This is a genomic window from Paenibacillus sp. W2I17, assembly GCF_030815985.1.
Classification (GTDB): Bacteria; Bacillota; Bacilli; order Paenibacillales; family Paenibacillaceae; genus Paenibacillus.
Genome location: NZ_JAUSXM010000001.1, coordinates 1,462,717 through 1,484,346, shown reverse-complemented (window position 1 = coordinate 1,484,346; position 21,630 = coordinate 1,462,717). Strand labels below are relative to the sequence as shown.

General features: G+C 45.1%; 22 protein-coding genes and 1 riboswitch. Of the genes, 20 read left to right on the top strand and 2 right to left on the bottom strand.

Annotated elements, in window-relative coordinates; translation table 11 throughout:
• Positions 1 to 194: 194 nt before the first annotated feature.
• Entirely contained in the window at positions 195 to 617 is a 423-nt protein-coding gene (locus QF041_RS06480; RefSeq protein ID WP_124114576.1) for a MarR family winged helix-turn-helix transcriptional regulator, read from the top strand.
• Complete coding sequence (locus tag QF041_RS06475; RefSeq protein ID WP_307413007.1) at positions 614 to 1,693, top strand: threonine aldolase family protein; 1,080 nt, start codon at positions 614 to 616, stop codon at positions 1,691 to 1,693. The genes QF041_RS06480 and QF041_RS06475 overlap by 4 nt, the downstream gene beginning before the upstream one ends.
• A gap of 178 nt (positions 1,694 to 1,871) precedes the next feature.
• Here the strand turns inward: QF041_RS06475 and QF041_RS06470 are convergent, their stop codons facing one another.
• On the bottom strand, positions 1,872 to 2,714 hold the full coding sequence (locus tag QF041_RS06470; protein ID WP_373461377.1) for an AraC family transcriptional regulator: 843 nt from the start codon (positions 2,712 to 2,714) through the stop codon (positions 1,872 to 1,874).
• A gap of 659 nt (positions 2,715 to 3,373) precedes the next feature.
• On the opposite strand from QF041_RS06470, the gene QF041_RS06465 reads away from it, so the two are divergent.
• From QF041_RS06465 to QF041_RS06410, 12 genes are all read left to right on the top strand, one after another.
• The gene (locus QF041_RS06465; RefSeq protein ID WP_307413004.1) at positions 3,374 to 4,138 is read left to right on the top strand and encodes a class I SAM-dependent methyltransferase; all 765 of its coding nucleotides are present in this window, start codon (positions 3,374 to 3,376) and stop codon (positions 4,136 to 4,138) included.
• 11 nt (positions 4,139 to 4,149) lie between these two features.
• Positions 4,150 to 4,779: a pentapeptide repeat-containing protein gene (locus QF041_RS06460; protein WP_307413002.1), complete on the top strand. Its 630-nt coding sequence runs from the start codon at positions 4,150 to 4,152 to the stop codon at positions 4,777 to 4,779.
• A gap of 70 nt (positions 4,780 to 4,849) precedes the next feature.
• Positions 4,850 to 4,950: riboswitch (guanidine-I (ykkC/yxkD leader) on the top strand.
• A gap of 102 nt (positions 4,951 to 5,052) precedes the next feature.
• On the top strand, positions 5,053 to 5,391 hold the full coding sequence (locus QF041_RS06455; protein WP_307413000.1) for a DMT family transporter: 339 nt from the start codon (positions 5,053 to 5,055) through the stop codon (positions 5,389 to 5,391).
• On the top strand, positions 5,391 to 5,705 hold the full coding sequence (locus QF041_RS06450; RefSeq protein WP_307412998.1) for a DMT family transporter: 315 nt from the start codon (positions 5,391 to 5,393) through the stop codon (positions 5,703 to 5,705). The genes QF041_RS06455 and QF041_RS06450 overlap by 1 nt, the downstream gene beginning before the upstream one ends.
• Before the next feature lie 117 nt (positions 5,706 to 5,822).
• Positions 5,823 to 7,229, top strand: coding sequence for a DEAD/DEAH box helicase (locus tag QF041_RS06445; RefSeq protein ID WP_307412996.1), 1,407 nt, complete (start codon positions 5,823 to 5,825; stop codon positions 7,227 to 7,229).
• A 142-nt stretch (positions 7,230 to 7,371) separates the two neighbouring features.
• Positions 7,372 to 7,731, top strand: coding sequence for an MmcQ/YjbR family DNA-binding protein (locus QF041_RS06440; protein WP_307412995.1), 360 nt, complete (start codon positions 7,372 to 7,374; stop codon positions 7,729 to 7,731).
• Between the two features lie 62 nt (positions 7,732 to 7,793).
• Positions 7,794 to 8,486 carry a hypothetical protein gene (locus QF041_RS06435; RefSeq protein WP_307412993.1) on the top strand — a complete coding sequence of 231 codons (693 nt, stop codon included), beginning with the start codon at positions 7,794 to 7,796 and terminating at the stop codon, positions 8,484 to 8,486.
• A 160-nt stretch (positions 8,487 to 8,646) separates the two neighbouring features.
• A complete protein-coding gene (locus QF041_RS06430) occupies positions 8,647 to 9,531 on the top strand; it encodes an alpha/beta hydrolase (protein WP_307412992.1) in 885 nt (294 codons plus the stop codon).
• Between the two features lie 230 nt (positions 9,532 to 9,761).
• The gene (locus QF041_RS06425; RefSeq protein ID WP_307412990.1) at positions 9,762 to 10,919 is read left to right on the top strand and encodes a type III polyketide synthase; all 1,158 of its coding nucleotides are present in this window, start codon (positions 9,762 to 9,764) and stop codon (positions 10,917 to 10,919) included.
• Entirely contained in the window at positions 10,906 to 11,625 is a 720-nt protein-coding gene (locus QF041_RS06420) for a methyltransferase domain-containing protein (protein WP_307412988.1), read from the top strand. The genes QF041_RS06425 and QF041_RS06420 overlap by 14 nt, the downstream gene beginning before the upstream one ends.
• A 6-nt stretch (positions 11,626 to 11,631) precedes the next feature.
• Positions 11,632 to 12,780, top strand: coding sequence for an NAD(P)/FAD-dependent oxidoreductase (locus tag QF041_RS06415; RefSeq protein ID WP_307412986.1), 1,149 nt, complete (start codon positions 11,632 to 11,634; stop codon positions 12,778 to 12,780).
• Between the two features lie 179 nt (positions 12,781 to 12,959).
• Positions 12,960 to 14,150 carry an aminotransferase-like domain-containing protein gene (locus tag QF041_RS06410; RefSeq protein WP_307412985.1) on the top strand — a complete coding sequence of 397 codons (1,191 nt, stop codon included), beginning with the start codon at positions 12,960 to 12,962 and terminating at the stop codon, positions 14,148 to 14,150.
• Between the two features lie 67 nt (positions 14,151 to 14,217).
• Here the strand turns inward: QF041_RS06410 and QF041_RS06405 are convergent, their stop codons facing one another.
• Positions 14,218 to 14,643: a MaoC family dehydratase gene (locus tag QF041_RS06405; protein ID WP_307412983.1), complete on the bottom strand. Its 426-nt coding sequence runs from the start codon at positions 14,641 to 14,643 to the stop codon at positions 14,218 to 14,220.
• 161 nt (positions 14,644 to 14,804) lie between these two features.
• On the opposite strand from QF041_RS06405, the gene QF041_RS06400 reads away from it, so the two are divergent.
• The 6 genes from QF041_RS06400 to QF041_RS06375 all read left to right on the top strand — a co-directional run bounded on the left by QF041_RS06400 (position 14,805) and on the right by QF041_RS06375 (position 21,607).
• Positions 14,805 to 15,803 carry a LacI family DNA-binding transcriptional regulator gene (locus tag QF041_RS06400; protein ID WP_307412982.1) on the top strand — a complete coding sequence of 333 codons (999 nt, stop codon included), beginning with the start codon at positions 14,805 to 14,807 and terminating at the stop codon, positions 15,801 to 15,803.
• 117 nt (positions 15,804 to 15,920) lie between these two features.
• Positions 15,921 to 16,805 carry an AraC family transcriptional regulator gene (locus QF041_RS06395; RefSeq protein WP_307412980.1) on the top strand — a complete coding sequence of 295 codons (885 nt, stop codon included), beginning with the start codon at positions 15,921 to 15,923 and terminating at the stop codon, positions 16,803 to 16,805.
• Between the two features lie 85 nt (positions 16,806 to 16,890).
• Positions 16,891 to 18,156, top strand: coding sequence for an ABC transporter substrate-binding protein (locus tag QF041_RS06390; RefSeq protein ID WP_307412979.1), 1,266 nt, complete (start codon positions 16,891 to 16,893; stop codon positions 18,154 to 18,156).
• Positions 18,157 to 18,210: 54 nt separating this feature from the next.
• Positions 18,211 to 19,101, top strand: coding sequence for a carbohydrate ABC transporter permease (locus QF041_RS06385; RefSeq protein ID WP_091016465.1), 891 nt, complete (start codon positions 18,211 to 18,213; stop codon positions 19,099 to 19,101).
• A gap of 15 nt (positions 19,102 to 19,116) precedes the next feature.
• The gene (locus tag QF041_RS06380; RefSeq protein ID WP_307412977.1) at positions 19,117 to 19,998 is read left to right on the top strand and encodes a carbohydrate ABC transporter permease; all 882 of its coding nucleotides are present in this window, start codon (positions 19,117 to 19,119) and stop codon (positions 19,996 to 19,998) included.
• 199 nt (positions 19,999 to 20,197) lie between these two features.
• The gene (locus QF041_RS06375) at positions 20,198 to 21,607 is read left to right on the top strand and encodes a spore germination protein (protein WP_307412975.1); all 1,410 of its coding nucleotides are present in this window, start codon (positions 20,198 to 20,200) and stop codon (positions 21,605 to 21,607) included.
• Positions 21,608 to 21,630 lie beyond the last annotated feature (23 nt).

The following is a 21,630-nucleotide window of genomic DNA, read 5'->3' as shown; positions in this document are numbered from 1 at the left end:
GATGACAGAACAACCTTGCCGCGCATATGCGCGGCTTTTTTGTTTGGATTAAAAAGACGGTATAGAATAAATGCTATGCAAAATATAATGTTGACAACGTCCACTAACGTGATTAATATAATGTTGACAATGTCCACTAAAAAGGAGGGTTTGACATCAACTCTCAGTACATAAATCCAGATATACTGGCTGACATGCGACGTTTTAACCGTTTTTATACCAACATTCTTGGTGTACTCGATAAGCATATTCTTGGAACAGGGTACTCGTTTGCAGAAGTACGGGTCATTATTGAGATTGGAATTCGGGGAGAGAGCATTGCGAACAATCTGGTGGATACACTGACCATTGATCGCAGTTACATGAGCCGAATCGTGAACAAGCTGTCCAAGGAAGGACTGCTGGTGAAAGTGAATTCTGCGGCCGACAGCAGGGTCAGTCTGATTCGTTTGACTGCCAAGGGCGAGGAACTATATGCCCAATTGAATGATCGATCCGATCAACAGATCCTGAAGCTGATGCAAGAATTGAATGAAGAAGAGATTCAAGAGGTGTACACCTCCATGATGAACATACAAGAGAAGTTGAACAAGAAGGCAGGAGAGACAACACGATGATACGATTTGAATGTGATTATAACGAAGGTGCGCATGAACGCATTTTACAAAGACTGATGGAAACCAATATGGAACAGACGAGCGGGTATGGCACGGATGAGCATTGTGAACGGGCGAGAATGCTTATTCGTCGGGCATGTGACAATGAGCAAGCTGATGTTCATTTCCTGGTTGGTGGCACACAGACAAATACAACGGTGATTGCATCTATTTTGCGTCCATATCAAGGTGTAATTGCAGCGAGCTCAGGACATATTGCGGTTCATGAAACCGGAGCTATTGAAGCTACGGGACATAAGGTACTCACAGTTCCAAGCGAGGACGGAAAGATCACGCCCGAGCAGGTTAGAGCCGTCTACGATGCGCACATGAATGAGTCGTCACCGGAACACTGTGTTCAACCAGGAATGGTCTACATATCCCAACCAACGGAGAATGGAACGATGTACAGTAAGGCAGAACTGCAAGCATTACATACAGTGAGCAGAGCATGTGGTCTTCCGTTTTTCGTGGATGGAGCACGTCTTGGATATGCACTCGCTTCACGCGATTGCGATATGACACTTGTTGATCTTGCACGCTTGTGTGATGTGTTTTACATCGGGGGAACCAAGATTGGCGCATTGATGGGAGAAGCGGTTGTTATCCTGAATGATGCACTGAAACCGGATTTTCGTTATATGATCAAACAAAAAGGTGGCCTGCTTGCCAAAGGCAGATTGCTGGGTATCCAATTTGAAACGTTGTTCGAAGATGGTCTGTACCTCGATATTTCTCGCCATGCCGTAGATATGGCCTTGAGAATTCATGACTCACTTGAACAGCAGGGGGTACGCTTCCTGTACGATTCACCAACCAACCAGCAGTTTCCGATTCTGCCGGATCGTTTGCTTGAGAAATTACGCAGCGGTTATACGTTCACCTTCTGGGAAAAGGTTGACGATACACACAGTGCGGTGCGGTTCTGCACCAGCTGGGCAACTCGTCAAGAGAATGTGGATGCACTGACTCGTGATATCACTCAATTATTGCACGAAGAGATCCACGTGCCAGAACGGGTCGAAGCATTGGTCTAATCTTGTTCAAAAGTAAGGAGAACAGCTCAGATTTCCTTCTCATAAATACGAGTATTTGGAATAAATCCAAAAGAAATTACGCAGAATTTTGATACTGAAAAAAGGACAACTCATTGTGGTTGTCCTTTTTTGGTGTGCCTTTTGTGTGATAGTTGTGAGATAGAGAGTGAATACTCGGTTACTCACTCAAGGCCATGTCATATTTCTCTTTCAGCCGTCGGATATCGGCTCTTGGCGGCGCACCGAACATGCGTGCATATTCGCGGCTAAATTGAGAAGCACTCTCGTAACCAACCCGGAACGCTACATCTGCCGCGTCAGCAGATCCGGCCATCAGAAGTCGCCGGGCTTCCTGTAATCTTAATTGTTTCTGGAATTGTAATGGACTCATGGCTGTGATCTCTTTGAAGTGACGATGGAATGAAGAGACGCTCATGCTGGCGGTCTCAGCCAGATCTTCAATGCGAAATGGCTGTTCCCAATGATGAACGATGTACTCAATCGCTTCTCTGATCCGATAAGTGCTGCTACCTTCAACCGCAATCTGCGCCAGTTCTCCTCCGTAAGGCCCTTGAAGGAGGCGGAACAGGATTTCTTTAACGTACAACGGAGCCAGAAACGGTATCTCACCCGGCGTATCCAGCAATCGAACAAGTCGGAGTACAGCGTCCTGAATGGACGATTCCATCTGACCTACAAACATGGCTCGTCTGGCGTTTTCGTTGAATGTTACCTTGATGTTGCATTCGTTAAGTACTTCGAGAATTTGGTTCGGTGTGAATTCAAGCTTGAGACTTAAGTAGGGTGCATCAGCGGATGCCTTGATAATCTGCCCGATGACCGGGAGATTCTTGGAAGCAATCAGGTAATTGGAAGGTCCATATTCATAACGCTCCTGTGCGAGCAATACTTCTTTCAACCCTTGAACAATCACACATAATGAAGGTTTATATACTCTGTATGCGGGTTCACTAATCTTGGAATGGTGATAGACAAACAAGGAAGAAATCGCTGTTTCCATTGCACCGTTATGGTGGGAATGGCGTTCGATCAGGTCACTCAATTCCTGCTTTGGTTGAATAATTCTTCGGTCATACGTATCCTCCTCACGGATTTAACCTACATACATTATAAAGCTTACCGTACAGAACCAAAAGGGGGCCTGAGAGGATCAGGCAATCAATTAAGACGATTGATATACCGCTTGCAGCCCATGACTCGGCATACTAAGAGTATGTTAACAGAGCCAAGCGATTAAAGTTTATTTGAAAAGTTGGGTGAGTAAGGTGATGAAGTGGTTATCAAACCATGTGAGGCAAATTTTGATTGACAGGCTCGAATCACAGATCAAGTTCGAAGAAAATTCCGTACATCGAGAGATATACTTCACATGCTGGTTAGAGCTAGTTACCGAAGAGGTCGAGACAACATCAGTTTACAGAACAAATTCAAGGAGAGTGTGAAATATGGAATATGTCCAGAAAAGCCATTATGAACGAAATCGACAACAGTATGTACCGCATCCGGTAACAGGAAATCTCAGTTGATCCGAATTCTTAATGTTAAAGTCGCCATTCGGCGGCTTTTTTTATAGTGATCTGATGAGTGAATTGACAGTCTTTTTATATTGAGGCTATTATAGATACATTAGATCCTTAATTGAGAAGGAGATTATATTCTATGAATAACGGACATTCATCCGGTCAAACGAACGAATCGTGGAGTGGTTATTCCGCTCCTTTTACAGCGTTACAGGAAACACCTATCTTATCCTTGCTCCAGCCATCCCAAGGTGAACGTATTCTTGATGTGGGTTGTGGCAATGGGGATCTGACAGCCAAAATTGCAGCCGCAGGAGCGCTGCCAACAGGTATAGATTTTTCAGAAGAGACGATTAGGCAAGCTAAACAGAAATACCCTGATATGAATATTCAAGTAGCAAATGCTTGTCATTATCGGACAGAAGAACCGTTTGATGCGGTCTTCTCTCATGCCGTTCTGCATTGGATAAAGGATGCTCCAGCTGTAGTAGAATCAATACAGTTAGCGCTCAAGACGGGCGGGCGATTCGTGGCTGAGTTTGCTGCAAATGGCAACACGGCTATATTAATTACAGCGGTACAGGAAGAACTGAATGCCCGTGGATACAAATGGGAAGGACGGAATCCGTGGTATCACCCGACCATTGGCGAATATGCTAATCTTCTGGAGCAACACGGATTTCGAGTTAGGCTGGCCCAGCACGTTGATCAATTTACCCCGTTCAAGCCAGGTGCCAGAAAGTGGTTGACCAGCTTCGGGGAGTATTTATTCAGTGGTATCACACCTGCGGAACAGGATGTTATTATGGAAGCTGTCGAGAAAAGAGTGCGGCCACAACTGATGCGGGATGGACAGTGGTATCTGGACAGAAGCCGACTGCGAGTTGTAGCTATTAAAGAATAGGGGAATACGGGATGAAAATGGACAAACCCAAGATTCAGGAGCAGTTGCTCGATCCGGAAACGATTGCATTCCTGGAATCCAAAGTGGAGTACAAACACAAACTGATCGAGAATATCATGCTGGATCAACAGGAAGCGAGTAAGGTTTCCTTTGAAAATGTTGTATTTAGACATGTGACAATCTCGGAGTCTGCCTTGGAACAATTTGAATTCACCGATGTCCGGTTCGAACACTGTGACTTCTCCAATGTCAATCTCTCTGGTGCTTTCATGCATCGAATCGAATGGCATAACTGCAAGTTTGTCGGAACTGATTTTTCCAATAGCCGATTGCAAAATGTCAGTTTCCTTCATGGTCTAGGCGACTACAGTAATTTCCGTTTTGCCCATCTGAAACAGGTCTCCTTCTCGGAATGTACCTTGATTGGTGCGGACTTTGCCTATCTGGCACTGCAAAAAATGGAGTTCAGTCAATGTAACATCGACCAAGCTTCCTTAACGGGGACCAAAATGAAGGATTTGGATCTTAGCGATTGTGAATTTGACTCCTTGGTTCTGACGATGGAAGATCTCAACGGTTGTGTGATTTCACCACATCAAGCCGCCACATTTGTAGGATTAATGGGTTTGATTATCAAATAAATGGCATGATCACATTTACGGGGTTGCCAAGATAGTGGAAGTGTGTATAATTGGAGACACATTAGAATAAAAACAGGTTTTCTAGGGTTCCGCGATGTATGTGTCGGTCTGGTCCGAGAGAAAACCCGCAACCTGTTGGTTGTGCCACGGAGGGATAAAAGCCTGGGAGATGAACTGCTACATGCAGTTTGTTTCCCGGGCTTTTTTTATTTTTTCCGCTAATGTACCCATACTAGGTGTAAAAAAATGAATTAGAGAAAGGGAGTTACAGGAATGAATAAAACGTGGATGTCGGTTGTGATTGCTGCGTTGTTTGAAGTAGGTTGGGTCATTGGATTGAAACATGCCAGTGGTCTGCTGGAATGGGGGTTTACGTTGGTTGCAATTATCATTAGTTTCTCCTTGATGATTGCAGCTTCGCGAACACTGCCTGTGGGAACCGTGTATGCAGTATTTGTTGGCCTGGGTACCGCAGGTACAGTACTTTCAGAGATTGTTCTGTTTAATGCACCTGTCCAAACCGGAAAAATGGTACTCATTGGTGTACTTTTACTCGGCGTAATCGGTCTTAAAATGCTGAGCAAAGAGAAGAATAAGGAGGTGCAGCTATAATGAACTGGGTATTTCTTATCTTGGCAGGTATATTTGAGATGATCGGAGTGCTGATGATAAACAAGTTGCACAAAGACCGTAATCTCATTTCACTGGTTCTATTGGTAGCCGGGTTTGGTTTAAGCTTCCTATTCCTGTCCATTGCAATGGAAACTCTTCCGATGGGGACAGCATATGCCGTATGGACGGGAATCGGAGCCTCCGGTGGTGCCATTCTGGGCATGGTGTTTTATGGAGAACCTCGAAATGCCCTACGAATTCTGTTTATCGCTATGGTGCTCGGATCGGCAGTTGGTCTTAAATTGGTCAGTTAAACAAAGTGATATTAAAAAGATAATGTACAAATTACGTTTTTAATGGTATCCTTATACGTTACGTGTGAAATAAAAGATGCGTCATATTGATAGATGTGCGTAAATGAAGGAGACAACATGACATTTAAGGACTTAAATATTATCCCCTCTATTATGGAAGGGTTAAGCAAAGCAAACTATACTAATCCTACCCCTATACAGGAACAGGCCATACCAGCTGTATTAGCTGGCAGAGATCTGCTGGGATGTGCACAGACAGGAACAGGCAAGACAGCAGCATTCTCGGTGCCGATCATTCAATTATTAAGCGAAAGATCCAAAGGACAAGGATCAAAGTCCGCACGACATATTCGCTCATTAATTTTGACACCAACACGAGAGCTGGCTATTCAGATCGCGGATAACATCAAGGTATATAGCCGGTATACGGACATTCGTTGTACGGCAATTGTTGGCGGCGTTTCGCAAAAAGTACAAGAGCGTGCGCTGAATCAAGGGGCAGATATTATTATCGCAACGCCTGGCAGATTGAACGATCTGATTAACCAGAAACGTATTGATCTGAAGATGGTTGAGATTCTCGTTCTGGATGAAGCAGACCGGATGTTGGACATGGGCTTCATTCATGATGTGAAAAGAATCATTGCCAAAATGCCGAACAAAAAGCAAACGCTGTTCTTCTCAGCTACGATGCCTCCTGAAATCACCAAAATGGTTAAAACCCTGCTGGTTGATCCAGTCAAAGTAGAAATCACACCGGTATCTTCAACAGTAGACCGCATTGAGCAGTCTATATATTTGTTGGAAAACGGCAAGAAGCAACATATGTTGAACCAAATTTTGGAGGATAAATCCATCGTCACGGCATTGGTGTTCACACGCACGAAGCGCGGCGCTGACCGGGTTACACGTGATTTGGCCAAAGCGAATGTTACGGCACAGGCTATTCATGGCAACAAGTCTCAGAACGAGAGACAACGGGCGCTGAACAACTTCAAGAGTGGTGCAACACGTGTATTAGTTGCGACGGATATCGCGGCAAGAGGAATTGACGTGGAGGAACTGTCACATGTCATTAACTTTAACCTGCCTAACATTCCGGAAACGTATGTTCACCGTATTGGTCGTACAGGTCGAGCTGGCAAAAGCGGTATGGCCATCTCGTTCTGCGAGAAGGATGAACTTCCATTCCTGAAGGATATCGAGAAAGTAATCAAAAAGACGATTCCTGAAGTGAAAGGTCATCCGTATCCAATGACAGGTGTACCTGTGTTTGATAAAACCAGCAAAGCATCAGGCAGTAAACCTTCGTTCAACAAATCGGCTGCAGGCAAACCGGCGAAGTCCAAAGCTAACCCGGCACGCAAGCCCAAATCCGAATGGTTTGCCAAGAGTGGTAAATCAAACAGTGGTCGTTCAAACGATGGTAGACCCAATAGCAGTAGATCAAACAGCAGTAGCAGCAAATCTAACCATGGCTCATTCAGCCGCAGCAGCAAAACTAGGAATGATAGAGCCAATTAAGAGTTAAATAAATCCAGATAAAACCTTCTCCATTCATTTGGAGGAGGTTTTATTATGTGCTTTTATGTGCAACGAGCTTATTTACATACGAACTTACATTCGGTATCATTATATCGTCCACTGGTGAAAGGGAGGTACTGACTTGAAGGATACGATGATTGAATACAGTTTGAACAAGAAAGGTGCGACCAAGGATTATCCATTTGGGCGTGATCCAGTCGCGATTAAGGTTGCGGGTAAGATGTTCGCGCTTATTTTTGAAAACAAAGAAAAGCACTGTCGCTTAAACTTAAAATGTGATCCTATAATTGCAGAGAACCTGAGAGAGCAGCATGAAGCAGTTCAACCGGGATATCATATGAACAAAAAACACTGGAATACCATTATGCTGGATGGTTCCTTGTCCGATGAGGATGTCTACGTCATGATCGATCACTCATATGATATGGTTGTCCAATCTCTTCCGAAAAGGATTCGGGAATCTCTGAACGGTAAGAAATAAGAAGAAATATATGAGGTAGGTAAAAGGCTAATGGTCTGCTTCTCTAACAGAATGAATATCCTATGAAAATGAAGACATATTTGAAGTCCATTTGGTTCCATTACCTTGGAAATAAACAAGATCGAACGGCCTTGTTTAATGTGGCATCCCTTGTTATCAACGCTGTAACAGGGATAGGCAAGTTAATCCTGGGCATATATCTGCTTTCGGGGTGGTTCATTACGAATGCTGTATATTATCTGATTCTGTGTGTGGCAAAAGGCCAAGTGCTCCATAAATATACAGTTACCAAGAGGATGGACACTCCCGAAGAAAGATATAGATTGGAGCTTACGGTATATAAGCGCGGAGGTCTGTTCCTGTGTTTACTGGGCGCCTCCTATTCGATGGTCTGCCTGCGAATGTATCTAATCGGCGATGCCTTCATATATGAGGGTATCATCGTGTATATCGTATCTACAGTCGCTTTTACGAAGCTGGTTTTTGCCGTGTATGGTACCTGGGCTAACCGTCATCTCCATAACCCGATCATATCTACATTGAAAATGATTAACTTCACCGATGCGATGGTATCCATCGTGGTGACCCAAGCGACATTACTTACCATGCAAGGCTCACCTCTTGCCTTAAAAACCAGTAGCTTGTTTGGCATGGGGTGCAGCGTTTTATTTTGTTTGATGGGGGTCTGGATGATGTTCCACAAAAAAAAGGAAACAAGCACGGATTCAAACCGATCTCCTGGCACTGAATGTTAACATTAAAGCATCAAGACCAAGGGGAGGTAATTTTGGTCCATGTTTGAGCATGCTGATCAATACATATCGAATGAATTGCACATGACGGAATAGATGAGTGTCATCTATACTTAAGTGACAACGGGAGAAGTATTGGCAATCAACTAAAGGAGTGATAACTATGGATCAACAACAACAATTGGCAATGGTACAACGTATGCGTCAAAATGTCGTCGGTACAGGTGCAGCTCTTCAACCCAGTTCCACGTATGCGGTCACAGTAAAAGAAGTCATGATTCCTACGACTAAAGGGGATACACGTGTACTTGTGTATACACCGGATAGGGACCATTCCGCTCCTCTGCCGGTCTTCTTTAATATGCATGGGGGTGGTTTCATCTTGGGACAAGCAGAGATGGATGACCCATGGTGTCGCTTGATCGCTGATCGATCTGATTGTGTGGTCGTTAATATCGATTACAGTCTTGCACCAGAGCACAAGTTCCCAACGGCGGTCCATGAATGTTACGACGTTGTACAGTGGGTGCACGCCAATCCGGAATCCTTCTCGGTTAACCCGTCTCTATTCGCTATTGGGGGGCATAGTGCTGGTGGTAATCTTGCTGCAGCAGTGTGTTTACTGAATCAGCAACGTGGTAGCGAGCTGCCGATTGTTCTGCAAGTTATGGATTATGCCGTATTGGATGTGGCTACAGATCCGGCCGAAAAACCGAGTTTTGAAGAAGCCATTCCAGCCGATATCGCCAGAACGTTCAATGCCATGTACCTTGAAACGCCAGAAGATGCGCAAGACCCGTTGGCTTCACCTGTGTTTGCAACATCATTAGAGGGACTTCCAGAAGCATTGATTATTACCGCGGAGAAAGATTCACTAGCCCAAGAAGCAAGAACATATGCAGCAAAGCTGGAAGCAAGCGGTGTGAAGGTGACTCTTAAGGAGTACGAGGGAGCTGCTCATGGATTTACGCATTTTGGGGATCTCCAGATGGCTGAGGATGCCTGGTACCGAATGAGTGACAAGATCAGAGAAGCATTTTCCAAATAACTTGCATCAGAATGACACTTAGAAGGAATCTGGTTATCTTGAAGTCGCCTAAAGGGCGGCTTTTTTCGTTCATTAGTGTGATTGCTTCAATGGCTTGGTGAAACCAAGCTTCTGAGCTTGCGGATGTGTTAATAAACTAGATTAGGAGCCTTATTGAGATTATAACGATATCGTTAAGGGTAAGAGTTGTTAAATTAGAGGAAATAATGACCAATACCAGGAGGTTTATTATGAACCAATATAACAGTCCATCCGATATCGCGATTCTTGGCATGGGAACGGCTCTACCTGCTCACCCCGTAGCGCAGTCAGATATTGCAGAATTAATCGCTTCTTCTCTTCAGGATCGGCCAGATTTGGCCCGTTTTGCCAGGCGCATATTCAAGTCCTGTGGTGTTGAAACACGATATACTGTGGAACCGAGCTATCTCGGTTCACTGGAAGAATGCCGATATCTGCCCTCTGGTGAGCGATCAGACATCCCGACAACCGAAGAACGAATGAATACATACAAGCGGGAGGCGCTTCCGCTCGGGATTGAGGCGGCAGAAAAAGCCCTGGAGGATTCAGGCGTATCTCCAAAGAGCATCACGCATATCATCACGGTCAGCTGCACCGGTCAATATCTGCCGGGTCTTGATGTTATGCTCATCCGTCATTTGGGTTTGTCTGCCCGAGTTAATCGACTGCCGCTGATCTTTCAGGGGTGTGCCGCAGGGTTGAAAGCCATTCAGATGGCACGAGATGTCGTGCAGGGAGCTCCCGGATCACAGGTACTTGTTGTCTGTGTAGAGTTGTGCACCATTCATTTTCAGCCCGTACAAGATCGGGAAGCGCTGTTTGCAGCTTCATTCTTCGGAGACGCTGCTTCTTCCTGTGTAGTGGGTACACCAGAACCTCAGCACAAGAATGTTCTGAGTCTAGGCACGGGTTATTCTGTGCTTCTTCCGGATTCGACTGAAGATATGACCTGGGAGGTGGGGAATCTGGGGTATGACCTGTATCTATCCCCACGTATTCCGAAGCTGTTAGGTGCTCATCTGGAAGAGGAACTACGTCTTTTATTGCAAAGTGAACAGCTGCCTGAACTGTGGGCCATTCATCCGGGAGGACGTGGGATTGTGGACTCTGTGCAGAATGTAATGAAGCTGCGAGACGAGCAAACGAAGTATAGCAGGGATGTCCTCAGAACGTATGGTAACTTATCTTCCAATACCATTCTGTTTGTACTGAACGCGATGCGTGAGGACATGAAGGCACAGGGTCAATCCTCTACGGATGGTGTAGCCATGGCATTTGGACCGGGACTCACCGCAGAGTTGATGAAATTCACTTATGTCCCCTCATTATCTTCAGTGATGGAGGAGCATGATCATGTCCTTTTTTAGAACATTGTCCATTCGAGCCAAGGAAGATGAACTGATGGATGACTTTTCTCTGGGAGGGGAGGAGCTGCGTGAAGCGCTTAGACATCTGAGACGTCTTAACAAAATATTTGCAGCACCTGGCCCAACTCTGGCTGGTGTAGAGAAGTTATGGAACTCAGTCGGCAGGCCGGTTAAGCTGACCCTACTGGATGTGGGGGCAGGTTCAGGAGATGTGAACCAGAAACTACTGCAATGGGCAGATCGTCAGGGTGTTCAGCTGGAAATTACGCTGGTTGATCTGACGGAAGAAGCGTGTGAGGAAGCGAGAAAACTATTCCGTGACGAACCCCGAGTCCGGGTACAACGTGCCGATCTTACACAACTGCCGGATGCTTCAGCAGATATCGTGACAGGTTCCCAGTTTGTGCATCATTTTGACGGAGATCAACTGGTTGATATGGTTTCTCATATGTTGCGAGCATCCAGATACGGTGTCGTTATTAATGATATTCACCGTCATCCCGTATCCTATAAGGCGGTCTGGATTACTACACGGATGATCTCGCGCAATCGTTATATTCGTCATGATGGGCCTCTTTCTGTAGCCAAAGGTTTTACAGGGAGGGATTGGAAGGAACTTAAACAACGTCTCAATCATAATACGATGACCTATGAATGGAAGCCCTTATTCCGTTACTCTGTTGTTATTCCCACGAAAGGCAGGTGATCTTACGTGTCGAAATCGATAGATGTGATTGTCATCGGAGCCGGAATTGCCGGCAGTACATGTGCAATGCAACTGGCAGGAAAAGGCCATCGGACCCTTTTGCTGGATCGCCAGGAGTTCCCGCGGCACAAAACCTGCGGTGAGTTCATGTCACCCGAAACCAAGGAGATGTTAGAAGTTCTGGATATTCACCTTCTAGACCAGTCGAAGAAACCCAGCACCATGGATCATGCCAAAATCGTTATGCCACAAGGCGGAGTGATCGAAGCACCGCTGCCGGGATTCGCATATGGCATAAGTCGATATGAGCTGGACCAGATTTTGCATCTGAAGGCTCTGGAGGCCGGAGCCCAGATTGTGACCAAAGCGACCATAACGAGCATCGAGCAGCTTGAGGATGCCAGTTATGAGGTTCAGGTGAAACAGGGAGATGAGCGGATCAGTTACAGAGCCAAAGCCGTTATCGGGGCACATGGGACCAAAAAACCACGCGGGATGGCTTCCGCACCTGATCTACGGGACCAAACCGTATACGTTGGCGTTAAGTCCCACTTCAGCGGGATAGAGATTCCCGCACGGGTAGAGTTATATTTTTGCGAGGGTGGTTACGTGGGCATTTCCCCGATTGAGGATGGCATTGTGAATGTCGCCGCATTGTTGACACTGGATACCGTTCAGGGAAGTGGCAAGTCTGTAAACGATATTTTACAGGCGGCATCCCTGACAAACGTGAGTTTGGCAGCCCGTTTAGCCGAAGGAAAGCCTGTAGATGGAACGCAAGTGTCGATTGCACCGCTGCATCTGTCCAATGTTCCAGAACCGTGGTCCCAATATCCGCATATTGGGGATGCCATGCTGATGATACCGCCCTTATGTGGAGACGGAATGTCCATTGCCCTTCGCTCTTCACTCCTGTGTGCAAGGTGGACTGACAAGTACCTGCAAGGCGACATTGAACATGCCGATTGGCAGAGTAATTACACGCTGGAAGCAAGCCGTGAATTCACTCAATTGCTCAGACGCGCAAGAAGAATTCAAAAGCTGGCTTTTGCTAAAACCAATAAATTCTATCCTGGTCTGGCCCGGATGATCCCCGGTCTAGCTGCTTATGTTGTGAAGGCCACGCGGTTATCCGAGATGAACGCAGCGCGCTAATAGGCTGAAATTTTACTCAATACTTATGCGAAAGAGGTTGCTGACGGCGGCCTCTTTTTTGGCGTATAAACATTAATTTTGCGGAGACAGTTTGGAAATTCGGGAAATGCTCGTATAATAGAATCTAATGTAATGATAGAGAGTTAATTCAGATGAAATGTCGGGAGGCACTATTTAAGATGAACTATTCATTTTCCAATCGTATCGCAGCACTGCAACCATCCATTATTCGTGAGATTCTGAAGGCTTCTTCGGGACAAAATGTGATTCCATTCTCCGCGGGAAATCCTGCTCCGGAAACCTTTCCTATTGAGGCGATTCGCACATTCACTCAATCCATTCTGGAGCATGACCCGGTCACAGCTCTGCAATATGGGATTACGGAAGGATATGTTCCCCTTAGGGAAGCATTGACTCAACATTTGAAGACAGGTTTTGATACGGGTAAACCATCCGATCAATTGTTCATCGTATCTGGAGCGCAGCAGGGGATTGAACTGGCCTGTAAAGTGTTCTGTAATGAAGGGGACACGATTATCTGTGAGAGTCCGAGCTTTATCGGTTCCCTGAACTCCTTCCGGGCATCCGGTGCAAAGCTTGCCGGTGTTCCGATGGAGATGGACGGTATGGATATCGAGAAGCTGGAACAGGCACTGCAAACGGAGCCCAATGTGAAACTGATCTACGTGATCCCGAGTTTTCAGAATCCGACTGGTGTAACAACGAGTCTTGCAAAACGTAAGGCCATATACGAACTGGCTAAGAAGTATGGCGTTATGATATTGGAAGATAACCCGTACGGAGAACTTCGATTCAATGGAGATGATGTGCCAACCATCAAGTCTATGGATGATGAGGGTCTGGTCATCTATGTTGGATCATTCTCCAAAATTCTGTCGGCTGGACTGCGCGTTGGTTTTGTACAAGCGCCCCATGAAGTCGTGGAGAAGATGGTTGTTGCCAAACAGGGAGAAGACGTACATACGGCCATGCTTCCACAGATTCTGGCATACAAGTTCATGACAGAGTATGACTACGCGGGGCATATTAACAGCATTCGTGAGGTCTATCGGAGAAAAGCAACATTGATGATGGACAAGCTGCAAGAGCATATGGGTGAGTCCATTACCTATACCCAACCGGATGGTGGACTGTTCCTCTGGTGTGATCTGCCAGTACATGTGCCAATGCTTGATTATGCCAAGACAGCGGCAGCTCAAGGGGTTGCGGTTGTACCGGGAAATGCATTCCTGGTGAACGAGCAAGACCCTTGTAATGCCATCAGACTTAATTTCTCAACTCCGTCAGACGAACAGATTGTCAAGGGCGTAGAGATTTTGGGGCAGGTATTGAAAGGGTATAACGCTTAAAAATGCTTCAATGTGATATATCTACGAAAAGCCGCCAATTGGCGGCTTTTTTGGGCTTTTCTCAGCCTTAATTATCGATTAATGCACTTAATTCTGCCTGAAATACCTTTTGATTTTTCTGATTGAAAGTACTCAGCAGCACCGTAACAATCCCATTTCCTTTTCGTCTGGGAGACAGTCCAATGACTTCTGCAATGACATGAAGTTCATCATCCGGAAAGACAGGTTTCAGGAATTGAATGTTATTCATTCCGGTGCCCGCCACGACATGCTCTCCATAGACCCCAACCTCAATCCATAATTTAAAGGAGATATTCATCGTTTGCATGCCAGAAGCAATTAAACTGCCAAAGCGGCCTTGCTTGGCCTTTTCCTCATCCAAATGCATGTACTGTGGGTCATAGATTGTGGCAAACTCAATAATATCACGCTTGGATAATCTCAAGGATGTGGTTTCGTAACGCTGACCTATTATATATTCACTAAATCTCATGAAGGCACCTCGGTTTCTTTAATATGTTTTTTCGTAGTTGATGTTTTGCTAAGAGACATGATTGGACTGACGTGTTAAAATGCTAGTGAACTATTCCGTGTGTATTGCTGTGTTACTGCCATGATGGACTAAACAGATGAAACTGTCTTTGAGGAGTATATATGATGACAACGATTAAAGATGTAGCCAAGATGGCTGGTGTAGCCAGTTCGACCGTATCTTGCGTACTCAACGATAAAGGGAATGTAAGTGAGCCGACAAGACTCCGAGTACTTGAGGCAGCGAGTCAACTCAATTATGTTAGGCATGGTCCTGCATCGGAATTAAAACGAAATAGTACACAAACCATTGGTGTTATTGTCCATGACATGTCCAGTCCGTATTTCTCGGATTTGGTGAACGGAATAGAAACCGTCGTCATGAGTCATGGATACGATATGATCGTATGTAGTTCGTTGGGTGGAGAGAAGTCGACAGCCCATCGTTACATTCGTGAACGAAGAATTGACGGAGCTATTGTTATCGCTCAGAATATTCAAGATCAGTTGCTTGTTGAAGCATCTGAAGCAGGGTTTCCGATTGTTGTCATGGATCGGGATCTGGATGCTCAACATATTGTAAAGGTTTTGATGAGTGATACGCAAGGCGGTTACTTGGCTACCCGTTATCTGATCGATAAAGGGCATCGGACAATAGCTTATATTAGTGGCCCGTCACAATCGGAATGTAATCTCCATCGTTATCAAGGTTATTTGAAAGCCTTAAAGGAGGCAGGCATCGAAGAGAACCCCGAATGGAAAATTGGCGGACAATACATGAAGCAAGATGGGTACGATGCAGCCAAGAAACTGCTTGAAGGAGAGTTGCCATCCGCTGTATTTTTTGCAAATGATGAAATGGCGATCGGCGGCTTGGAAGCCTTCAGGGAGCATGATATTTCAATACCTGAGCAGTTATCCGTAATTGGCTTTGACAATATACCTGCATCTCAATACATGAATCCACCTCTAACCACATTTCGTCAGCCGAAGAGGGATGCAGGCCAGCTTGCAGGTCATGTTCTCTTCCAATTGTTGAACGGAGAGATCGTAGAGACGTTATATACACTGGACATCCAATGCGTGGAACGTGATTCTGTTCGGCTCCTCAACCTGAGTTGAGGAGTTTTTTTGCATTTTATAGAATTTTAAATACTTAAAAAGAAAGGAGAGTAGCCATTAATGCATAATATAAAGACGAGGAGTATTTTTCGTTGGAAATAAATGGAGGTTGATACGATGGGCGTACCCACTTTTTTGGAGACAGGCCATATGCAAGAAGGTTTTCCCATTCGGGTAATTCATACAGGAAATCAGTTCAATTATGCTGCACACTGGCATGATGAGGTTGAACTGGTTCTCGTCAATGGAAAGAGCGCCAGAATTGGCGTGAACGACCACGTGTGTGAGTTGGAAAAAGGGGATGTGCTGCTGATCAAACCAGGGGATGTGCACTGCTTTTTGCCGGGGACCGAACATTTGACCATTATCTTGTTCCGACTCGAATTGTTAACCGGGAGTTTCACGACCGAAGCTGAAATTCAGGATCTCGGACAACTTTTCAACAAAACAACTGTTATTCCCTCGAATACGGGAAGTCAGAGCAATCTGACTCAATATATAGATGACATCATTACCGAGAAGAAAGATCAGAAGCCGGGATACCGATGGTTAATGGTATCCAGGTTGTATGATCTCATCATACTTTTACTACGTACAAAAGTACCAGTTATCACCGATGAATCTTCCTCATCAGGATGGGCATGTACTTCTTCCAAAAAATTTGAATTCCTTGAATCGGTCTGTGAATACCTGGAGGAGCACTATGCTGAGCCCATTAAGCTGGAACAGGTGGCGGAACATATTAAATTCAGCAAGTTCCATGTCTGCAAGCTGTTCAAAGAGATCAAGGGAGTAACACTGATGGAATACTTGAATCATTTTCGAATTATCAAGTCCGAGTGGGCCTTATTGTTCCGTCAGGATACGATTCTGGAGATTGCGATCGGACACGGATTTAACAATGTTAACTCCTATAATCGTCTTTTTAAAAAATATAATGACTGCACACCCTCCGAATTTCGTAAGAAACATCGTACGAATATCACAAAATATGGAGGGTAATGCACAATATTTGTGGAGAAAGCCCTCTCCAAAATCAATATACTCTAATAAATTGTAAGCGTTTCCTTTTTGAAGGAGGGGGCCTATGAAGAAGTTGTTTAAGCCAACTATTGTATTTGTATGTGCAGCGATGTTGTTAGCTGGTTGTCAGTTCAGCCCATCGAATCAAACCAAGCAACAGGAAATTACCGTGTGGAGTTTTACAGATGAAGCAGGGTACGCCATCGAGAAATTCGAACAGAAATATCCTGACATCAAAGTGAACTTTGTCAACATCCCCGGTAATTTCTATATCACCAAGCTGAAATCTGCGCTACAGACAACCTCGAAGGCTCCAGATGTATTTATGATTGAAAATGCGAATATTCGAGAGCTGATTGACGTTCCATATCTGGAGAATTTATCAGCTTCGCCGTATAACGCCAATGAACTTATCCAGGAACAATATGCTTTTGTTCAGGCCAATGAACAGGACAGTGAGGGAAATGTCAGAGCGATAGGTTATCAGGGAACACCAGGGGGCATCTACTATCGTCGGGATTTGGCGAAGAAATATCTGGGCACCGATGATCCTGAGCAGGTGGGTTCACAGATCGATACATGGGAGAAGATCTTCGAGATTGGAGAGAAGGTGCAGCAACTTAGCGGGAATAAAGTACATGCATTGGCGAATTGGAATGCTATATCGAATTCATATGATGGTATACCTTGGGTGAAGGACGGCAAACTTGTCATCGATCCAACGTACTTGGAAGTGCTCGATCTTGTACGTGAAGCACGTGAGCGGAATGTACTTGCCGAGTATGAAGATGGAAGTGCAGGTTACGCTGCATCCATGCAAAAAGGAGAGGTCATGTTTTATCCCGGGGCAACCTGGGGTTTGCAATATACGTTCAAGGCAAACGCTCCGGATACCGAAGGCATGTGGGGCTTAGCCCAGGGTCCGTCAACCTTTAGTTCAGGTGGAACCTATATCGCGATGTACAGTAAAAGTGAGAAAAAGGATCTGGCCTGGAAGTTTATTGAGTTCTATAATTTTGACCACGACTTTCTGTCCGAGTTAGCGAAAGAACAGGATTATTTCACCAGCAACATGGTTGTGAATGATGAACTTGCCCCGTCTCTCTCATCGTCTTATTTGGGAGGACAGAAGCATTTCGAGTTTTTCTCGGAGGCTGCAAAACGGGTACCTGTATACGAACGCACCAAATATGATGCCACGATTAACAATGATATCTACAAGATTGTACTCCAGTTATATCTCAATAAGGACATTCAGACCAAGGAAGAAGTCGTAAAGCGAATCAAACGTGATGTCACCTTGAGATTTCCGGAACTGGAAGTGGATTAGCTTAGAAGTAAGCGATTGAATATACACATCCGATGATAACTGGGGGGATAGAACATGTTTGCCAAAACGATTCGCAAGGACCATTACGGCTACTACTTCATTGCTCCGTTTTTTATTATTTTCACCATTTTTGGGCTGTATCCCATTTTATATTCGCTCTACATCAGTTTCACCAACTTTGATGGGATCACGACACCTGACTTTGTGGGGATCGGTAACTACGTTGCCGTATTACAAGACCCGTTGTTCTACAAAACCTTGTTTAATACGTTATTCATCTGGGGCGTATCTGTAGTTCCACAGCTCACAATCTCACTTGTGTTGGCTTTTATCTTGAATGATAAGCTGCTCAAAGGACGGGACTTTTTCAGAGCCGTATACTTTTTTCCCAACATCGTTACGGCCGCATCACTTGGATTGCTTGTCAGCTTGATTTTTGACTGGCAGTCTGGCGGACTGAATCATTTTTTGGTGCAGACTGGCATAATACAAGATCCAATTAACTGGAAAAATGATCCCTGGTTTATGCGTCTGATTGTATCATCCATTTTGTTTTTTCAATACTTTGGCTATTCGATGGTCATCTACCTAGCTGGTCTTCAGGGCATTGACCCTTCCTTGCTGGAGGCTGCCCAGATGGATGGCGCGAAAAAGAAACATATTTTCATTCATATTATCGTGCCGATGCTTCGTCCAATTATTCTGTTTCAGATGATTACATCCATTATTGGGGGCATCCAGATTTTCGATCAGCCATTTACACTAACCAACGGCAATGGCGGTCCTGACCGGGCAGCCATGACCAGTATTATGTATCTCTATAATGTAGCATTTCAGAGCACGCGTTTTGGTTACGGCGCTGCCATCGCATTTTGCCTGTTCATCATTATCATATTGTTGTCTGTTGCATCCTTCATCATGACCAAGCGCAAGAGCCGTTCATAGGGAGGGGAGTTCTTCATGCAAACTGCGAAATCAATGGAACAACCAAATGCAGCGATTCAACATTATACCAACACAAGGCGACTAACGGCGGGCAAGATCATCATTTATCTGTTACTGATTGGTCTAGCCGTACTCTGTATTATTCCGTTCTATCTGATGCTCATCTATTCCACACATAATAATGCAACGATTGCTTCGACGTTTACATTTCTCCCTGGATCATTCTTGGTTGATAACTATATGAACATGGTATCCAAAATCAACATATGGCGTGGGTTTGCCAACAGCATATTTATTGCCGGAACATCGACCGTATTATCTCTGTATATTGGGGCTCTAACTGCCTATGGATTTGCCAAATTTAAATTCAAAGGACGAAACGGATTGTTCCTGTTTCTGTTAGCAACCATGATGGTACCGGGTCAACTGGCTTTGATTGGCGTATATCGACTATTCAGCATGATGGGACTTCTGGATAGTTATGCCGCAATTATTTTGCCTGCTGCGGCTAACGCATTTAATGTATTTTTTATCAAACAGTTCATGGAGAGCAGCATCCCGGATGAGATTATTGAATCTGCGCGGGTGGACAGTGCCGGTGAGTTCCGGACGTTCAATCAGATTGTACTGCCTATTCTGGGGCCCGCGATCGCCGCCCTTGGCATATTTACGTTTATCGGATCATGGAATAATTTTCTAACACCGCTGGTGCTATTTTTCTCCCTGGATAAATATCCGCTTCCGGTATTGGTTGCGCTAGTGCAGGGGTACTATGGGATGGATTATGGGCTCTTGTATTTGGGTGTAGCGATCTCAATCCTGCCTATTATTATTGTATTCTCTATATTTTCTAAACAGATTATTGGGAGTGTTGCTTTGGGTGCTGTGAAAGGATAGGGATAAATAGAAAATAGGGAATTTCAAAGAGCAAGATCAACGGATTCATAGGAATGAATAGCGTTTTATATCATCAGAGTCGCTCATGAGGGCGGCTTTTTTGGCATTCTATATTTTGCGTATATATCCCATCTGATAAGTAAAGGATACCTTTAACTGAGAATATCTGGACGGAGCGTTCACGGAAAGGGGAGGCGTCATGGACACATCAGCGATAACACAACAGGACCTGCCATTAACCGGAAATCTTGTTATTGATCAAGAAATGTTACGCTCCGTTTTTGCGGGTTGCTCGGACGTTGTATTTCATACATTCCAAACGGCGTGTCTTACATCCGCGTTATGCGTATATTGTATTGGTGTATGCGATACGGAGCGGCTGGAACGACAGGTACTAACGCCCCTTCAGGAAACGGGGATCAAAGCTGCGCAAGTTCCCCTAGCTTCTGTTAAGCAAGTTGAAACGACTACTCAGGCAGTACAGGCCATATTTGAAGGAGAAGCTCTGTTACTACTGGATGGTTCAATAGGAGGAACTACATACCCTCTATACCAAGCTGCAAATCGTTCAACGGAAGAACCGTTAGCTGAATCGACCGTGCGTGGTGCACGGGATGGGTTCACAGAATCGTTGACCATGAATATGTCATTACTGCGCAAACGTCTCAAGACACCTGCACTGAAGATTCATACACGTAACATGGGAGATCGTACAAACACCAGTATTTCACTTGTATACATGGAGGGGATTATTGATCCCAAACTTGTAAAGGAAGTGGAGACACGACTTGGCGATTTAAAGCTCCGAGACGTACTGGAGAGTCAGTACATTGAAGAAGGCATTGTTGACCAGCGATATTCACCATTTCCACAGATGATTGCAACGGAGCGTCCGGATGTCGTTGTTTCCAACTTGCTGGAAGGTCGTTTTGCTATTCTCGTTGACGGAACGCCGTTTACCCTTATCGCGCCAGTGACCATTTTTTCCATGTTACAATCCCCCGAAGATTATTATCAAAATGTGTTCATGAGTGTTTTTGTACGCTGGCTGCGATACATTTTTTTTGTTTTATCCATGCTGCTTCCTTCGGCTTATGTAGCGATTACGACGTTTCATCAGGAGATGATTCCTACCGTATTACTTCTCAGTATTGCTCGGGCGAGAGAAGAGATACCTTTTCCTGCCCTGGTGGAAGCACTCATTATGGAAATTGCTTTTGAAGCATTGCGTGAGGCTGGCGTCCGATTGCCCAAGCAGGTCGGATCAGCGGTCAGTATTGTGGGCGCCTTAATTATTGGGCAAGCGGCGACGAGTGCTGGAATTGTCTCAGCCCCCATGATTATCATTGTCGCGATTACCGGTATCGCTTCTTTCATGATACCCCGCTATGATGCCAGCATCGCGACTCGTCTACTACGTTTTCCCATGATGTTTCTGGCGGGAACGCTGGGACTCACGGGTGTCATGCTGGGAGTCATCTTGGTTGTCATTCATTTAAGCAGTCTTCGTTCATTTGGAACACCTTATCTCTCACCGGTAGCACCTACGATGGCTAAGGAACTTAAGGATGTATGGTGGCGTCCATCCCCAAGGAACAAACCACACTAGAACAATGTACATTTCAAGCAAAC

Coding starts and splice junctions, on each gene's coding strand:
- QF041_RS06480 (WP_124114576.1), top strand. CDS start 195: ATGCGACGTTTTAACCGTTTTTATACCAACATTCTTGGTGTACTCGAT.
- QF041_RS06475 (WP_307413007.1), top strand. CDS start 614: ATGATACGATTTGAATGTGATTATAACGAAGGTGCGCATGAACGCATT.
- QF041_RS06470 (WP_373461377.1), bottom strand. CDS start 2,714: ATGGAAACAGCGATTTCTTCCTTGTTTGTCTATCACCATTCCAAGATT.
- QF041_RS06465 (WP_307413004.1), top strand. CDS start 3,374: ATGAATAACGGACATTCATCCGGTCAAACGAACGAATCGTGGAGTGGT.
- QF041_RS06460 (WP_307413002.1), top strand. CDS start 4,150: ATGAAAATGGACAAACCCAAGATTCAGGAGCAGTTGCTCGATCCGGAA.
- QF041_RS06455 (WP_307413000.1), top strand. CDS start 5,053: ATGAATAAAACGTGGATGTCGGTTGTGATTGCTGCGTTGTTTGAAGTA.
- QF041_RS06450 (WP_307412998.1), top strand. CDS start 5,391: ATGAACTGGGTATTTCTTATCTTGGCAGGTATATTTGAGATGATCGGA.
- QF041_RS06445 (WP_307412996.1), top strand. CDS start 5,823: ATGACATTTAAGGACTTAAATATTATCCCCTCTATTATGGAAGGGTTA.
- QF041_RS06435 (WP_307412993.1), top strand. CDS start 7,794: ATGAAAATGAAGACATATTTGAAGTCCATTTGGTTCCATTACCTTGGA.
- QF041_RS06430 (WP_307412992.1), top strand. CDS start 8,647: ATGGATCAACAACAACAATTGGCAATGGTACAACGTATGCGTCAAAAT.
- QF041_RS06425 (WP_307412990.1), top strand. CDS start 9,762: ATGAACCAATATAACAGTCCATCCGATATCGCGATTCTTGGCATGGGA.
- QF041_RS06420 (WP_307412988.1), top strand. CDS start 10,906: ATGTCCTTTTTTAGAACATTGTCCATTCGAGCCAAGGAAGATGAACTG.
- QF041_RS06410 (WP_307412985.1), top strand. CDS start 12,960: ATGAACTATTCATTTTCCAATCGTATCGCAGCACTGCAACCATCCATT.
- QF041_RS06405 (WP_307412983.1), bottom strand. CDS start 14,643: ATGAGATTTAGTGAATATATAATAGGTCAGCGTTACGAAACCACATCC.
- QF041_RS06400 (WP_307412982.1), top strand. CDS start 14,805: ATGATGACAACGATTAAAGATGTAGCCAAGATGGCTGGTGTAGCCAGT.
- QF041_RS06395 (WP_307412980.1), top strand. CDS start 15,921: ATGGGCGTACCCACTTTTTTGGAGACAGGCCATATGCAAGAAGGTTTT.
- QF041_RS06390 (WP_307412979.1), top strand. CDS start 16,891: ATGAAGAAGTTGTTTAAGCCAACTATTGTATTTGTATGTGCAGCGATG.
- QF041_RS06385 (WP_091016465.1), top strand. CDS start 18,211: ATGTTTGCCAAAACGATTCGCAAGGACCATTACGGCTACTACTTCATT.
- QF041_RS06380 (WP_307412977.1), top strand. CDS start 19,117: ATGCAAACTGCGAAATCAATGGAACAACCAAATGCAGCGATTCAACAT.
- QF041_RS06375 (WP_307412975.1), top strand. CDS start 20,198: ATGGACACATCAGCGATAACACAACAGGACCTGCCATTAACCGGAAAT.